Raw genomic sequence first — 13,142 nt, forward strand, 5'->3', positions numbered from 1 at the left:
GCGGGTGGTCCGAGGCTGCCTTCGCCGCTGCCCTGCGCGAGGGCAGATCGGCAGATGGCCATCGCCTCTATCCGGCCATGCCTTATGATTCCTATGCGGGTATGAGCGACGATGATATCCATGCGCTCTATGCGTATATGACGACCCGGATCGCGCCCGTTGACAAGGCGGTTGAGCCGATGACGGCGCTGCACTTTCCCTATAACCGGCGCAGCCTGATGCGCTTATGGAACTGGCTTTACCTGGATCATAAGCGTTTTTTCGCCGGGACCGGATGAAACACCGCTTCAGGCAAGGGGGCGCTATCTGGTCGATCATGTCGCTCATTGCGGCACCTGTCATACCCCACGCAATTTCATGATGGCGTCCAAGGCCGGACACAAGCTGGAAGGGGCGTCGCTCGGTGGCTGGTATGCGTCTGATATCGCCGCAGGCACAAATGGCCCGCTTGCATCATGGCGCGATGACGAAATCATGACCTATCTCCATGATGGGCATGTGCGTGACAAGGCTGTGGCCGCAGGGCCCATGGGAGAAGCGGTTGAGCACTCTTTGCGTTATCTGACACATGACGATCTTGCTGCCATCACCAGTTTTCTGCGTGAGCAGAAACGGAGCGTCCCAGCCGGGCAGCCTGTAGGCGCGGTTTCTGCCACAGCCCGTCTTTATGCCGTCGATTCCCCATCAGATCGGGAAACGCGCGATCTGGCGCGGCAGGACCGCGATGCTGATCCGGCGCCTTATATGGATAGACGCAATTATCGCGACATCGCGGGGGGTGCTGCGCTCTACATGGCAGCCTGTGCTTCCTGCCATCAGCTTGATGGAGCCGGGACACCGGATGATTTTTATCCTTCCCTGCGTCTGAGCCGTACCGTCAGGGCGCAGCGTCCTGATAATCTGGTCATGACCATTCTGGCAGGGGTGAACCGGCAGGGGGGTGATCGCACGGCGCATATGCCTGCTTTCCGTCATGATTTGACCGATCGTCAAATCCTGGCGCTCGTCAGATTCGTGACACGCCATCTGGCGGACACGGATACCACGCTGACCGAGGCTGAAGTCGCGCGGTTGAGAAACCTCGATACGGAAGATTTTCCGGCCCAGTCTCTGCCGCCCGGTAGTGCTGCGTTGAATGAGAAAAGCACCAATCAGACCAGAACGCCATGACCCGAGATCGGGAAATCAGATCGTCTCGCGTGTGTGCACGCAAAGCGGGATGAGCGGCCCATCGAGGGGGGCGGGACTGCGACCGAGATGATGGCTCAGCGTCGAGAGCGCCGTGCGCGCTTCGAGCATGGGGTTCTGGTCCAGCACCAGATCGATCACGCCGGATTTAAGCAGGCTGGCGCGATGAAGCGTCAGCTCATGGGTGATGAAGATCAGTTTCTCTGAAAGACCGAGTTTTCCGAGCAGGCGTGCAATGGCGTCTGCCCCCGTAGAGAAGTGATAGATCCCGACAATATCACGATGCTCCTGCAGTAGGGCATGAACGGCATCTGCCGCACGGTCGTCGTTTTCGAGGCATTCCTGAGCGGGCGTTGCGCAAAGCGCGGCGTAACGCTCGTCGAGGGCTGCCATGAAACCCGCATGGCGCTGTTGATGGCCTATATAATGCATGGTGCCCGCGATCAGCGCGACACGCCCTGTGCGCGGGCCGAGAAGGCGCCCCATCATATCGGCGGCGATGCGCCCGGCGCGATGATTGTCAGAGCCGATATAAGCCAGCCGGTTGGGTGAGGTGATATCCGAGGCGATGGTGACGATCGGCAGTTTCTGCCCTGCCTCGGTGACCGCCTGACGAATGGCGGGATGATCGGGGAGGCACAGAACGAGCCCATCGTAATCGCGGGCGAGCGTGCGAATGAGAGCGGCAGAGCGCTCGGGATGCGAGATAGGCGAGTGATGCTCGAAACATGCGATATTCTGCTCGCGATAGGCGGGCATGATGGTGCGAAACGCGTCCTGCAGGGCGGCGTGAAACAGATTGCCGGGGGGCTGCGTCACGACAGCGATACGTGCCAGCCTTGCATGAAGCGCGATCAGCCTGCGTCCGTCACCCAACTGGCGCGCAGCTTCGAGCACGACACGCTCCTTGGCAAGCTTCACGCCCCCACGCCCGTTGATCACCCGATCGACGGTTGCGGTCGAAACGCCTGAATGGCGGGCGATATCCTGTATCGTTGCACGCTGCGACATGGGAGACCCAACGAAAATGTGACATTGCTTATGTGATATATATCATCGATCTGATGCGAACACATCAATTCTGCGCGTGTCCGACATGCGGCCCCGACCTAGGCTCATGGCATAGACAGAATGCGGGAGCAGGCGATGAGCCACCGGAAGATTTTGCCGTCGGGGGTGAGGCTGGGATGCAGCCCCCTTTCCTGGACAAATGATGTTCTTGAAGATCTTGGCGATGACACGCCGCTCGCCCAATGCCTCAGTGAGATGGCGCAAGCGGGTTATGAGGGCACGGAGCTTGGGCGCAAATACCCGCGTAATGCGGAAACGCTGGCGCCACTACTGACTACCCACGAGCTGGCCCTCGCTTCAGGCTGGTATTCGGGCCGACTGGCCGAACGCGAGGATGAAGAGGAATGGGAGGAGGTGGCGAGCCATGCCCAGCTTTTGCGGGCACTTGGGTGCAAAATCATGGTCTATGGTGAATGTGGCGCATGGTGCCTTCTGCCTCGCCGCTGGACGAGAAGATGTCGCGCCGTCTTACCCTGTCCAGGCAGCAGATGGGTGCCTATGCGACGCGTCTCGCGGCTTTCGATGCGCGGTTGCGCCGTCATTACGGCATCAGACTGGCCTATCACCATCACCTCATGATGGTGGCCGAGACGTTCCAGGAAATCTGCCAGCTTTTCGATGCGCTTTCTACCGAGGTCGGGCTCTTGCTCGATACGGGTCACGCCATGGCGGCTGGCTTCGATTACCGGCGTTTGATCGACCGTTATGACACGCGTATCTGCCATATCCATCTCAAGGATGTGCGCCCTGCCATTCTGGAGCGCGTACGCGGGCAGGACCTCAGTTTCAATGCAGCCGTGCGGGCGGGCATGTTTACGGTGCCGGGAGATGGCTGCATCGATTTCGGGCCGGTGGCCAGTTTCGTGCTGCAGAGCGGGTATCAGGCTGGATGATCGTCGAGGCTGAGCAGGACCCGGCCATGGCGCCCCCTCTGGCTGCTGTGACACGCGCACGCCAGAGTGTCGAAGCCGCGTTTGCCCCGCTTCTGCTGACGGCATGAAACAGAACCCGGCAGGCACATGATCTGACCGGGGCCAGCAATCCCCTCCAGAACAACGAAAATGGTGTTCCGCTTCGCAGGGTCGGGCGCCATTTCGGGAGCGTTTCAATGAAGAAAAAGCAGCTCAATATTGGTCTGATCGGTTCGGGTTTCATGGGGCAGGCCCATGCCGATGCCTATCGACGGGCGTCACTGCTCTATCGCGATCTTCCGGCCTTGCCGCATCTTGCCATGCTGGCAGACGCCACGCCTGAACTGGCCGAAAAAGCGGCCCGCCGCTTCGGTTTCGAGCGATCGACAGGGGATTGGCGGGTATTGGTCAACGATCCTGCAATCGATGTGGTCGATATCACTTCGCCCAATCTGTTTCACAAGGAAATGGCGCTGGAAGCGATTGCTGCTGGCAAGCATGTCTATTGCGAAAAGCCGCTTGCCCTGAGTGCACAGGACGCTGCGGAAATGACCCTCGCCGCCCTAAAAGCGGGAGTGAAGACCATGGTGGCGTTCAATAACGTCAAGACGCCCGCGGCGCTTTACGCAAAACAGATCATCGAGCGCGGTGATATCGGACGCCCGACGCGGTTCAGGCGTGGTTCGATCAGGGTTTTTACAACGATCCGAACTTGCCTTTTTCTTGGCGTCTGAGGCGCAGCGAGGCCGGTTCTGGCGCGTTGGGCGATCTGGGCTCGCATGTGATTGCTGTGGGGCAATTCCTGATGGGCGATATCACCGCGACCATCGCGCAGAACCAGACGATGTTCCGGCAAAGGCCGGTGCCGGAAGCCGGGTCGGGCTATGGCGCGACCCTCGGCGCAAATGCCGTCTGGGCCGATGTCGAGAATGAGGACCAGATTCAGGCTCTCGTGCAGTTTGCCTCCGGTGCCGGGGGAACGATCGAGGCGTCACGCATCGCGGCAGGCAAGATTTTCGGGGTGTACTGGGAAGTCTCCGGCACGGAGGGAACGCTCATCATGGATGGCGAGCGGTTCAATGAGCTCAAGCTCTATCGTTTTGGCGACGAAAAAACGGATCGCGGCTTTCGAACCCTGCTCGTCGGTAGTCAGGTGCCCCAGTTCTCGGCCTTTTTCGGTTTCGATTTGGGGGGGGCGGCCTCGGCTATTTCGATGTGAAAGTCATCGAGGTGCATGATCTCATCACCGGCATCATGTCTGAAGGTGCCTGCTTCCCGGCTTTCGATTTCGGCCTGCGCAACCAGCAGATCATGGATGCCATGGAGGCCTCCGTTCACAGCCGAAGCTGGCAGATCCTGCCATCTGCATGAGCGCGTGCGCCCCGGATTTGCGACATCCCCATACCCTGACAGGGAGCAAGAAACATGTCTTTTCCTTCCACTTTGCCTGAACCCGATCGTCTCGATCCGGCCAGCATTCCGTCGCTCAGATGGGGGGTGATCGGTCCGGGTTGGATAGCCGAGCGTTTCGTCGCATCGGTCCAGAAATTCACCACTCAGAAAATCATCGGGATCGAGTCACGCGATGGCGCGCGTGCGGCGGAATTTGCGCGTCGTTTTTCCATTCCCCACGCCTTTGACGGGGATATGTGCGATCATCCCGAGATCGATGCGCTCTATATCGCGACGCCTCATCCTTTCCATTTCGACATGGCCAGGCGCGCACTGGAGGCAGGCAAACCCGTACTGGTCGAAAAGCCGATATGCGTTGCGGCGCATGAACTGGATTCGCTCATCGCGCTGGCCAAACGACGCGATGTGTTTTTGATGGAAGCGTTCTGGACGGATTTCCTTCCCAAATTTTCCGTGCTGCGCAAGGTGCTGCAGGATGGCCTTGTCGGCGACGTAACAAGTGTTCTGGCCGATCATGGAGAGTTTTTTCTGCCGGACCATCGCATCATGCGCGCCGATCTGGGCGGCGGCCCGATGCTCGATCTGGGCACTTATGTGGTCGGGCTGGCAACGGGCATTCTGGGGCGCCCCGATCATGTTCTGGCCCAGACGACGCCCGCAGAGAGCGGAGTGGACGGCCAGACAGGCATGCTGTTGCACTACCGCAGTGGCGCGCAGGCCGTTCTGCATACGACCCTTCTCTCGCATACGCCCTGTCATGCCGTCATTGCCGGAAGAAAAGGGATGATCACCATGCGGGCAAATTCTATACGCCCGGCCCTTTCATCGTGCAGGCCAATGACCTCTCGACGCAGTGCGTTTTCGATGAACCGCGTTCGGCCTATGACGGGTTGCATTATCAGGTCGAGCATATGGCCTGGTGTCTCGGTCAGGGGCTGAAGCAATCGCCCATCAGACCGCTTTCAGCGTCGCTGCTGACTCTTGAGACGATGGATCGCGCCCGCGAGGCCGGGCGCGTAATTTGATGAAAAACGGTTTCGGGAGACTGGCAGAATGACGACACTTGCCTTGTTCGGCGCTGGCCGTATCGGTCAGGTCCACGCACGCAATCTGATGACCATGCAGGATATGAAACTGGTGGCTGTCGCAGACCCGATCGCGTCTTCAGCGCGTGAAGACCTGCTGGCGCGCAGTCAGGCGCGATTGAGTGACGCAAAGGCCATTTTTGCCGATCCCGATATCGACGCCTATCTGATTGCGAGCCCGACAGACACTCATGAGTCGCTGTTGCGTCAGGCCGCACGCACGGGCAAACCGGTTTTTTGCGAAAAACCCGTCAGCCTCGATTTCAAGAAGGTGATTGATGTGGCCCGCGAAATCGACGCAGCAGGCAATCCCGTCATGCTCGGGTTTCAGCGCCGCTATGACCCCGATTTTCTGCGCGTGAAAGAAGAAATCGCCTCCGGCCGCTCGGGGCGCGTGCAGCATATTGTCATGCATACGCGCGACCCATCTCCCCCACCTGCCAGCTATATCAAATCATCTGGCGGGTTGTTTCGCGATCAGGCCATTCATGATTTCGACATGACGCGCTATCTTCTGGGAGAGGAGATCGTGTCCGTCTACGCTACGGGTGCCTGTCTGATCGACCGGCGATAGGGGAGGCGGGTGATATCGATACCGCGATGATCACGCTGCGCTCGGAAAGTGGTCGTCTGGTGCAGATGATCAATGCCCGGCATGCGGCTTTCGGTTATGATCAGAGGCTCGAAGCGGTCTGTGAAAAACGGGTTTTCTATGTCGCCAATCAGCCCGTAACGAATGTGGTCAGCGCCGATGCACAGGGATTTACATCCGCGCCGCCTATGGGCGACTTCATCACCCGATTTGCCGAAGCCTATCGTGCCGAGATGAATGCTTTTCGCGCCCTTATCCAACAGGGCAGCAAGCCGCTCGCCACAATGCGGGAGGGTGTCGAAGCCCAGAGGCTGGCCGAAGCGGCCGCTCTGTCGTTGCAAGCGGGCGGTCCGGTTGCTGTGTCGGCTGTCGCGTAGCGTTATCGCCCGGTCTCATCGCTGACTTTCGTTTTAAATCTTCAAGCGAACTGCATGGTGGATGGTATTTTTACGGGTGTTTCATGAACCTCATGCATAAGCCTATGCCGAATTCATGCTCTAATAACCCTTGAGGTGCCACTCTACGCTCTCGCCAACCGTGGAAAACGGATGAGGAGGGTCGAAACATGGCGGAGAAAACCCATACTGCCCAGAAGGCTTTCGGTGACATGGCACCGGATCTGGCGCGTTATACCGACCAGATTTTGTTCGACGAGGTCTGGGCGCGGCCCGGTTTGACCCCGCGGGAGCGGTGTATGGTGACAATCACCTGTCTGATTGCGCTCTATCGTGGCAACGAACTCGGTTTCCACCTGCGCAAGGCGCTGGATACCGGGGTCACACGCGAGGAGATCATCGAAATCATCACCCATCTGGCCTTTTATTCCGGCTGGCCCACAGCCTCTTCTGCGCTCGCCATTGCGAGGCAGGTTTTTGCAGATGACAAGGAGTCCTGAACCATGACCCAGAACATTGCCGGAAAAATCGTTGTCATTACCGGGGCGAGCAGCGGTCTCGGTGAGGCTGTGGCACGACGTCTGGTCGCAGAGGGCGCCAAAATCGTGATCGGTGCGCGCCGCATGGACCGTCTTGAGGCTCTGGCGGATGCCTGGGCCTTGATCGCAAGGCAATCGTCAAGACCGATGTGAGCAAGGCCGATGAGGTTCAGGCGCTGGTTGATCAGGCCATCAGCCTTTATGGCCGTGTCGATGTGCTGATCAATAACGCCGGGCTCATGCCGTCATCGCCGCTCGAAAAACGCGATATCGCCGCTTGGGATGCGATGATCGACATCAATCTCAAGGGCACACTTTACGGTATTGCCGCTGTGCTGCCGCAGATGCAGCGTCAGAAAAGCGGTCATATCATCAATGTGGCGTCTGTGGCCGGGCACAAGGTCGGGCCAGGCGGTGCGGTTTATTCGGCCACGAAAACCGCCGTGCGGGTGTTGTCGGAGGGGCTGCGTCAGGAAGTGAAAGCCTATAATATCCGCACCACCATCATCTCCCCCGGTGCGGTGGCAACTGAACTGACCGGCAGCGTCACCGATGCAGAGACGGCCCAGCGCATGAAAGCGTTCTACGAACAGGTGGCCATTCCGCCTGAATCCTTTGCCGATACGGTGCTTTTCGCCATGAGCCAGCCTGAGGCGGTGGATATCAACGAAATCCTGTTCCGCCCGACGGCGCAGGAATACTGAGTCAGCCCAGCCGGAAAATTCAGCCGCGATAACGCAGCGCCTCGACCACGAGCCGAAAGGCGGCGGAGGCGTTGCGACGGCTCGGGTAATAAAGATGATAACCGGGGAAAGGCGGGCACCAGTCTTCCAGCACACGGATCAGCCGACCGGCCTGCACATGCTCGTTCATCTGGTCTTCCATGACGCAGGCCAGCCCGAAACCGTCGAGCGCCGCCTGACGGACCATCGAGGCGTTGTTGAACGTCAATTGCCCCTCGACACGCACGCGCAAAGCGCGTCTGCCTTTTTCCAGCTCCCACGCATAGACGCCGCCAGAGCTGCGCATGCGCAGGTTGATGCAGCGATGCTGCGCCAGATCCTGCGGGCGCAGCGGTCTTGGATTATTGGCGAAATAGTCAGGCGATCCCACGACGGCCATACGCAGGGGTGGCCCGATGGGCACGGCGATCATGTCTCGGGCGATCGTTTCCTCCAGCCTCACACCTGCATCGAAGCGATCGGCAACGATATCGGTCAGGCCGGAATCGAGTGACAGTTCGACGTGAATATCAGGATGATCCGGCAGAAGGGTCTTGAGTTTCGGCCAGAGCAGGCTGGAGGCTGCGTGCTCCGAGGTCGTGATCCGCACCGTGCCTGACGGTCTTTCAGATAATTCGCTGAGAGAGGCAATTTCTTCGGCGATGCTGTTCAGGCTGGCGCCAGGGTCTGCAACAGGCGCTCGCCCGCCTCGGTTGCGGAAACGCGCCGTGTCGTGCGTGTGAGCAAGCGCACGCCCAGCCGGGTTTCGAGCCTCCTGACAGTGTGGCTCAGAGCGGATTGGGACGTGCCGAGCCGGGCGGCGGCACGGGTAAAGCTCTGCTCCTCTGCCACCGCCAGAAAGGCATTGAGATCGACCAGCTCGTCGCGTTGCATTCATGAAGTCCCGATATAGGTTTGTGCGGATTATAGCATCTAATCGCATGGAGATGTCTGTGGTCTTGTGATCCGGGTCGAAAGAGCGCCGTCAGACGCGCCCGTTTTTCGCTTGGAGTGTTTCTCATGGATATCAGACATCCCGGTTTTGCCCCCTCGGCCAAAGGGCCGTCAGACTGGTTTACCGGCACGGTGCGTGTCGATTCCCCTTTTGCCGGCAGCGGGGCTCTCGCCTGCGCGACGGTGACATTCGAGCCAGGCGCCCGCACGGCCTGGCATAGTCACCCTCTGGGCCAGACCATTCTCATCACTTCGGGTCTGGGCTGGGTACAGCGCGATGGCGGTGCGGTGGAGCAGGTTCAGGCGGGTGACATGGTCTGGTTCGAGCCGGGTGAAAAGCACTGGCACGGCGCTTCTGCGAGCTGCGCCATGACCCATATCGCCATTACCGAAACGCAGGACGGCAAATCCACCGAGTGGATGGAGAAGGTCAGCGACGCGCAGTATCGCCGTTGAGGCCGGTTTTTTGATGATCAGAGAGGGAGTGCGAAAATGAAGAAGCGTCTTCTGGGACAGGGCGGACTTGAGGTTTCGGCGCTTGGCCTTGGCTGCATGGGGCTGAGCTATGGTTATGGGCCTGCGACCGAGCGTGGCGAAGCCATCGCCCTGTTGCGCAGCGCCTATGAGCAGGGCGTCACGTTTTTCGATACGGCAGAGGCTTATGGCCCGTTCGAGAACGAGGACCTGCTGGGCGAAGCCCTGGCTCCTTTCCGCAAGGATGTGGTGATTGCCACGAAATTCGGCTTCAGAAACGGTGAGGTCGCGCAGGGAATGGACAGTCATCCTGCGCGCATTCGACAGGTGGCGGAAGAGGCACTCAAGCGCTTGCGCACCGATACGATCGATTTATTCTATCAGCATCGCGTTGATCCAGACGTACCGATGGAAGATGTCGCCGGTGCGGTCAAGGAACTGATCTGGGAAGGCAAGGTGCGCCATTTCGGCTTGTCCGAGGCCGGTGCTGCGTCCATTCGCAAAGCCCATGCAGTGCAGCCTGTTACAGCGCTTCAAAGCGAATATTCTCTCTGGTGGCGCGAGCCGGAAAAGGAAATCCTGCCGCTTCTTGAAGAGCTCGGGATCGGTTTCGTACCGTTCAGCCCGCTCGGCAAGGGCTTCCTGACCGGCGCAATCACGTCTGAAACTGTTTTCGGCAAGGATGATTTCCGCAGTAGCGTTCCGCGCTTTGCTGCCGAAGCCGTCTCGGCCAATCAGGCGCTGGTCGAGGCCCTGAAGGCGCTTGCCGTCGAGATGGATGTCACCCCGGCCCAGATTGCCCTGGCCTGGCTCTTGGCGCGCAAGCCCTGGATCGCCCCGATACCAGGCACGACCAAACTTGCCCGTTTGAAGGAAAATCTCGGAGCGGCAACGCTGGATCTGTCTCCCGACGCGCTGGCGCGAATCGAGGCGGCTCTGGAGCGTATCGACGTTGTGGGCGAACGCTACCCGGCCCATCTGCGCGACAGAACCGGGCGTTGAACTTAGCCTAGCTGATCGAGGAGAGCCTTGTTCTCCTCACCCCAGCAATAGAGCAATTCAAGCGGCTCTATGAAGCGTTGTCCGAGCGGCGTCAGCCGGTATTCTACCGCTGGCGGCATGGTCTGAAGAACAATGCGTTCGATGATTCCCATATCCTGCAATTCGCGCAGGGTCTGGGTCATCATTTTCTTGGAAATACCTGGTAAATTGCGTTGCAGGCTACCGGGACGTGCTGCGCCGCCCATCAGATGCAGCGCGTGCAGCACCATCGTTACCCATTTGCCGGAAAACAGTTTGAGCAGGCGGCGTGGGGCACAATCTTCGGCAAAAGGACCCTTGCGGTAGGGTCTGAGCGGGTCAGGGCTGATTTCGGTCATGGTTCCCTTTGGGTACCCAGGGCACAAAAAAGTGCCGGATTGCGTTTTGTATCCAGGGCGCCCAGCTTCGGGAAGAAGAAAAACACTTCCCGGGAGGGTTCATGACTCACAAGGCTCTTATCATCGGCGCGACCGGCATGGTCGGCCAGAATCTTGCCAATCGCCTGGTTGCTGAAGGCTGGACAGTTTACGGTCTGGCGCGGCGCATCGAGGCGCTCCCCTCTGGCGTGTTGCCCATCAAGGCGGACACGCTCGACCCCGACGCCTTGCGTGACGCTCTGGCCGGTCTGGCGCCTAGCCATGTCTTTTTCACGACATGGACGCGTCGTGAGACCGAGCGCGAAAACTGCCTTGCCAATAGTGCGATGCTGCGCAACGTGTTCGAGGCACTGCCTCACCCGGAGCGTCTCACCCATGCCAGCCTCGTAACGGGGCTCAAGCACTATCTCGGCCCGTTCGAGGCCTACGCTAAAGGCGCGCCCCCGGTTACGCCCTTTCGCGAGACCATGCCGCGTCTCGATGTCGAGAATTTCTATTACGCTCAGGAAGACGTGCTTTTCGAAGCCGCTGAAAAGCACGGTTTTGCATGGAGTGTGCATCGCCCGCATACCGTGATCGGCCATGCTGTCGGCAATCTGATGAATATGGGCACGACGCTCGCGGTCTACGCCTCGCTTTATCGCGCGACCGGTCTGCCTTTTGTTTTTCCCGGTTCACCAGTGCAATGGTCCAGTTTGACAGACGTGACCGATGCGCGCCAGTTGGCCCGACAGATTCACTGGGCGGCAACAAGCCCGGCGGGGCGAAATGAGGCCTTTAATGTGGTCAATGGCGATGTGTTTCGCTGGAGCGGCCTCTGGCCTGAAATCGCAGCCTGGTTCGGTCTTGAGGCGGCGCCCTATCCGGGTCATGCGACGTCTCTCGAAACGATGCTAAAGGGTAAAGAGGGCGACTGGGCAGCGCTGGTGGCCAAACACGGGCTTGTCGAGCCCGAATTCACCCGTCTGGCCTCGCCCTGGCACACGGATGCCGATCTGGGCCGACCCGTCGAATGCGTGACGGATATGAGCAAAAGCCGGGAACTGGGCTTCACGGGTTATCAATCCACACGCAGCTCGTTCTTCGATCTTTTCACCCTGCTGCGTGCCCAGCGTTATATCCCCTGAAGCATGCGACCACCCGAACACGTCTCCGGATTGGGCTTCAGGCCCGTTCCGACACGATGCCTGACAAGGGCGTGAGAGGTGCGCCGGGAAAGACACGTGCCAGGGCGCTGCGCGGCATGGAAAGATGCGCGCAGAGCACCCCGGCAATGACGCTGCGCAGATCCGTTGTGGGGGCCAGATCGCGGTTTTCAAAGAGCTGGCCGGGGCGTAGCCCTGGCCATGTGCCCGCAATGCGCCCGCCTTTCACCGCGCCTCCCACCAGAAAGGCAACGGCGCCCGTGCCATGATCGGTCCCGCCCGTGCCATTCATGCGCGCGGTACGACCGAATTCCGTCATGGCCAGAATCACGCTTTGCGACCAGGCTGAGCCAAGGCTGGTGCGCAAGGCGTCTATTCCCTGATCGAGCCGGGCGAGCGGGGCTTTCAATGCACCCATCTGCCCGGCATGACTGTCCCATCCGCCGATTTCGAGTGCCGCGACACGAGGGCCGTCGGCGCGCGCCAGCATGAGCCCCGCCGCCGAAGCCAGTCTGATGAAGCCATCGATTTTGCGGTCGGGACCAGACGGTTTAGTCGGGGTGATTTCGTCGGAGTAGCCCCGCGCTTTCAGGCCGTTGCGCAATCCGGGGCCGATCTGCGGATCATGGGCATTGAGCTGGGCAATGGCGCGATACAGATCCGACGTCGGGTGCTGGCTGCCAGCCGGGGCGTAGCTGCCGATAGGCGCAGGACCGCGCAGGAGCAGCGGCACGTCGAGGCCAAGAGCGAGCGCGAAGCCGTCGGGGCGCGTCTTTTTGCCTGTGGCATTCTGACCGGGCAGGGCCGCGACCGCCCGGTTGAGCCAGCCGCTATCCAGACGGTGATCGGCACCGCTTTCGAGATAATCCTGAGCGTCGAAATGAGAGCGTGTGCGATAGGGCGCTGCCACGGCATGAACGGGCAGCATCTGCCTTGCCTATAGAGTTCATGCAGCCCGGCAAGCGCAGGATGCAGCCCGAAAAATCCACCGAGATCGAGCAGCCCGCCTTCATGACCCGGTTCGGGCAGGAGCAGGTCGCAGCGCAGCGCCACAAGCCCGGAATCGCCATAGGGGGTAACGGCGGCCATACCATCCAGCGCGCCGCGCAGAAGAATCACAACCAGACGCGGGTCTTGCGCGCCGGATGAGGGGGCAGCAAGGGCGAGGGACGCCCGACCGAGCGACCAGCTTGATGTGAGCCCGAGCAGAGCTGAGCGACGGGAGAGCATCATGA

19 protein-coding genes and 1 pseudogene are annotated in these 13,142 nt (G+C 60.0%); 15 read left to right on the plus strand and 5 right to left on the minus strand.

The features are described 5' to 3' along the window. The first annotated feature begins 77 nt into the window (after positions 1 to 77). Together JCM25414_RS21305 and JCM25414_RS21310 are read left to right on the plus strand one after the other, a co-directional pair. Positions 78 to 278 carry a hypothetical protein gene (locus tag JCM25414_RS21305; RefSeq protein WP_051535645.1) on the plus strand — a complete coding sequence of 67 codons (201 nt, stop codon included), beginning with the start codon at positions 78 to 80 and terminating at the stop codon, positions 276 to 278. Between the two features lie 79 nt (positions 279 to 357). Continuing rightward, positions 358 to 1,170 (plus strand): c-type cytochrome, encoded by an 813-nt coding sequence (locus JCM25414_RS21310; protein ID WP_051535646.1) that lies wholly within the window; start codon positions 358 to 360, stop codon positions 1,168 to 1,170. A gap of 15 nt (positions 1,171 to 1,185) precedes the next feature. On the opposite strand, the gene JCM25414_RS02875 is transcribed toward JCM25414_RS21310, so the two are convergent. Then, positions 1,186 to 2,199, minus strand: coding sequence for a LacI family DNA-binding transcriptional regulator (locus tag JCM25414_RS02875; RefSeq protein ID WP_025840668.1), 1,014 nt, complete (start codon positions 2,197 to 2,199; stop codon positions 1,186 to 1,188). A gap of 473 nt (positions 2,200 to 2,672) precedes the next feature. Here JCM25414_RS02875 and JCM25414_RS23610 point away from each other — a divergent pair, with 473 nt between their 5' ends. The 10 genes from JCM25414_RS23610 (at position 2,673) to JCM25414_RS16505 (ending at position 7,898) form a co-directional block, all read left to right on the plus strand. After that, positions 2,673 to 3,152 carry a TIM barrel protein gene (locus tag JCM25414_RS23610; RefSeq protein WP_199897577.1) on the plus strand — a complete coding sequence of 160 codons (480 nt, stop codon included), beginning with the start codon at positions 2,673 to 2,675 and terminating at the stop codon, positions 3,150 to 3,152. 215 nt (positions 3,153 to 3,367) lie between these two features. Further along, the gene (locus JCM25414_RS23615; RefSeq protein WP_199897578.1) at positions 3,368 to 3,904 is read left to right on the plus strand and encodes a Gfo/Idh/MocA family protein; all 537 of its coding nucleotides are present in this window, start codon (positions 3,368 to 3,370) and stop codon (positions 3,902 to 3,904) included. Continuing rightward, on the plus strand, positions 3,883 to 4,389 hold the full coding sequence (locus JCM25414_RS23620; protein WP_199897579.1) for a Gfo/Idh/MocA family protein: 507 nt from the start codon (positions 3,883 to 3,885) through the stop codon (positions 4,387 to 4,389). Before JCM25414_RS23615 ends, JCM25414_RS23620 begins: the two co-directional genes overlap by 22 nt. Further along, positions 4,386 to 4,541 carry a hypothetical protein gene (locus tag JCM25414_RS23625; RefSeq protein WP_199897580.1) on the plus strand — a complete coding sequence of 52 codons (156 nt, stop codon included), beginning with the start codon at positions 4,386 to 4,388 and terminating at the stop codon, positions 4,539 to 4,541. The genes JCM25414_RS23620 and JCM25414_RS23625 overlap by 4 nt, the downstream gene beginning before the upstream one ends. Positions 4,542 to 4,595: 54 nt before the next feature. Next, positions 4,596 to 5,522, plus strand: a complete 927-nt coding sequence (locus JCM25414_RS16495) for a Gfo/Idh/MocA family protein (RefSeq protein ID WP_199897581.1) — start codon at positions 4,596 to 4,598, stop codon at positions 5,520 to 5,522. Positions 5,523 to 5,636: 114 nt separating this feature from the next. Then, entirely contained in the window at positions 5,637 to 6,242 is a 606-nt protein-coding gene (locus tag JCM25414_RS21315; RefSeq protein WP_051535647.1) for a Gfo/Idh/MocA family oxidoreductase, read from the plus strand. A gap of 26 nt (positions 6,243 to 6,268) precedes the next feature. After that, the gene (locus JCM25414_RS21320) at positions 6,269 to 6,637 is read left to right on the plus strand and encodes a Gfo/Idh/MocA family oxidoreductase (RefSeq protein ID WP_051535648.1); all 369 of its coding nucleotides are present in this window, start codon (positions 6,269 to 6,271) and stop codon (positions 6,635 to 6,637) included. Positions 6,638 to 6,825: 188 nt separating this feature from the next. Further along, positions 6,826 to 7,155, plus strand: coding sequence for a carboxymuconolactone decarboxylase family protein (locus tag JCM25414_RS02900; RefSeq protein WP_025840669.1), 330 nt, complete (start codon positions 6,826 to 6,828; stop codon positions 7,153 to 7,155). A gap of 3 nt (positions 7,156 to 7,158) precedes the next feature. Then, complete coding sequence (locus JCM25414_RS26925) at positions 7,159 to 7,347, plus strand: SDR family NAD(P)-dependent oxidoreductase (protein WP_408734859.1); 189 nt, start codon at positions 7,159 to 7,161, stop codon at positions 7,345 to 7,347. Beyond that, a complete protein-coding gene (locus tag JCM25414_RS16505) occupies positions 7,344 to 7,898 on the plus strand; it encodes an SDR family oxidoreductase (protein WP_408734860.1) in 555 nt (184 codons plus the stop codon). Before JCM25414_RS26925 ends, JCM25414_RS16505 begins: the two co-directional genes overlap by 4 nt. A 19-nt stretch (positions 7,899 to 7,917) precedes the next feature. Here the strand turns inward: JCM25414_RS16505 and JCM25414_RS16510 are convergent, their stop codons facing one another. Both JCM25414_RS16510 and JCM25414_RS26400 read right to left on the minus strand, forming a co-directional pair. Further along, positions 7,918 to 8,526, minus strand: a complete 609-nt coding sequence (locus tag JCM25414_RS16510; RefSeq protein ID WP_159101702.1) for a LysR substrate-binding domain-containing protein — start codon at positions 8,524 to 8,526, stop codon at positions 7,918 to 7,920. 59 nt (positions 8,527 to 8,585) lie between these two features. After that, entirely contained in the window at positions 8,586 to 8,810 is a 225-nt protein-coding gene (locus JCM25414_RS26400) for a LysR family transcriptional regulator (RefSeq protein WP_159101703.1), read from the minus strand. 126 nt (positions 8,811 to 8,936) lie between these two features. On the opposite strand from JCM25414_RS26400, the gene JCM25414_RS02915 reads away from it, so the two are divergent. Both JCM25414_RS02915 and JCM25414_RS02920 read left to right on the plus strand, forming a co-directional pair. Then, positions 8,937 to 9,326: a (R)-mandelonitrile lyase gene (locus JCM25414_RS02915; RefSeq protein ID WP_025840670.1), complete on the plus strand. Its 390-nt coding sequence runs from the start codon at positions 8,937 to 8,939 to the stop codon at positions 9,324 to 9,326. Between the two features lie 36 nt (positions 9,327 to 9,362). Then, positions 9,363 to 10,346, plus strand: a complete 984-nt coding sequence (locus tag JCM25414_RS02920) for an aldo/keto reductase (RefSeq protein WP_025840671.1) — start codon at positions 9,363 to 9,365, stop codon at positions 10,344 to 10,346. Positions 10,347 to 10,348: 2 nt separating this feature from the next. Here JCM25414_RS02920 and JCM25414_RS16515 read toward each other — a convergent pair whose 3' ends face one another. Beyond that, positions 10,349 to 10,723: a winged helix-turn-helix transcriptional regulator gene (locus JCM25414_RS16515; RefSeq protein ID WP_035442529.1), complete on the minus strand. Its 375-nt coding sequence runs from the start codon at positions 10,721 to 10,723 to the stop codon at positions 10,349 to 10,351. Positions 10,724 to 10,824: 101 nt separating this feature from the next. Here JCM25414_RS16515 and JCM25414_RS02930 point away from each other — a divergent pair, with 101 nt between their 5' ends. Beyond that, positions 10,825 to 11,889, plus strand: a complete 1,065-nt coding sequence (locus JCM25414_RS02930) for an SDR family oxidoreductase (RefSeq protein ID WP_025840672.1) — start codon at positions 10,825 to 10,827, stop codon at positions 11,887 to 11,889. A gap of 37 nt (positions 11,890 to 11,926) precedes the next feature. Here the strand turns inward: JCM25414_RS02930 and JCM25414_RS16520 are convergent. Beyond that, positions 11,927 to 13,140: pseudogene (locus tag JCM25414_RS16520) on the minus strand (DUF1501 domain-containing protein). Positions 13,141 to 13,142 lie beyond the last annotated feature (2 nt).

Source organism: Asaia platycodi JCM 25414, assembly GCF_000614545.1.
Classification (GTDB): domain Bacteria; phylum Pseudomonadota; class Alphaproteobacteria; order Acetobacterales; family Acetobacteraceae; genus Asaia; species Asaia platycodi.

Coding starts and splice junctions, on each gene's coding strand:
- JCM25414_RS02915 (WP_025840670.1), top strand. CDS start 8,937: ATGGATATCAGACATCCCGGTTTTGCCCCCTCGGCCAAAGGGCCGTCA.
- JCM25414_RS21310 (WP_051535646.1), top strand. CDS start 358: ATGATGGCGTCCAAGGCCGGACACAAGCTGGAAGGGGCGTCGCTCGGT.
- JCM25414_RS02930 (WP_025840672.1), top strand. CDS start 10,825: ATGACTCACAAGGCTCTTATCATCGGCGCGACCGGCATGGTCGGCCAG.
- JCM25414_RS23615 (WP_199897578.1), top strand. CDS start 3,368: ATGAAGAAAAAGCAGCTCAATATTGGTCTGATCGGTTCGGGTTTCATG.
- JCM25414_RS21320 (WP_051535648.1), top strand. CDS start 6,269: ATGATCACGCTGCGCTCGGAAAGTGGTCGTCTGGTGCAGATGATCAAT.
- JCM25414_RS21315 (WP_051535647.1), top strand. CDS start 5,637: ATGACGACACTTGCCTTGTTCGGCGCTGGCCGTATCGGTCAGGTCCAC.
- JCM25414_RS16495 (WP_199897581.1), top strand. CDS start 4,596: ATGTCTTTTCCTTCCACTTTGCCTGAACCCGATCGTCTCGATCCGGCC.
- JCM25414_RS26400 (WP_159101703.1), bottom strand. CDS start 8,810: ATGCAACGCGACGAGCTGGTCGATCTCAATGCCTTTCTGGCGGTGGCA.
- JCM25414_RS02900 (WP_025840669.1), top strand. CDS start 6,826: ATGGCGGAGAAAACCCATACTGCCCAGAAGGCTTTCGGTGACATGGCA.
- JCM25414_RS02920 (WP_025840671.1), top strand. CDS start 9,363: ATGAAGAAGCGTCTTCTGGGACAGGGCGGACTTGAGGTTTCGGCGCTT.
- JCM25414_RS23610 (WP_199897577.1), top strand. CDS start 2,673: ATGTGGCGCATGGTGCCTTCTGCCTCGCCGCTGGACGAGAAGATGTCG.
- JCM25414_RS16515 (WP_035442529.1), bottom strand. CDS start 10,723: ATGACCGAAATCAGCCCTGACCCGCTCAGACCCTACCGCAAGGGTCCT.
- JCM25414_RS21305 (WP_051535645.1), top strand. CDS start 78: ATGCCTTATGATTCCTATGCGGGTATGAGCGACGATGATATCCATGCG.
- JCM25414_RS26925 (WP_408734859.1), top strand. CDS start 7,159: ATGACCCAGAACATTGCCGGAAAAATCGTTGTCATTACCGGGGCGAGC.
- JCM25414_RS02875 (WP_025840668.1), bottom strand. CDS start 2,199: ATGTCGCAGCGTGCAACGATACAGGATATCGCCCGCCATTCAGGCGTT.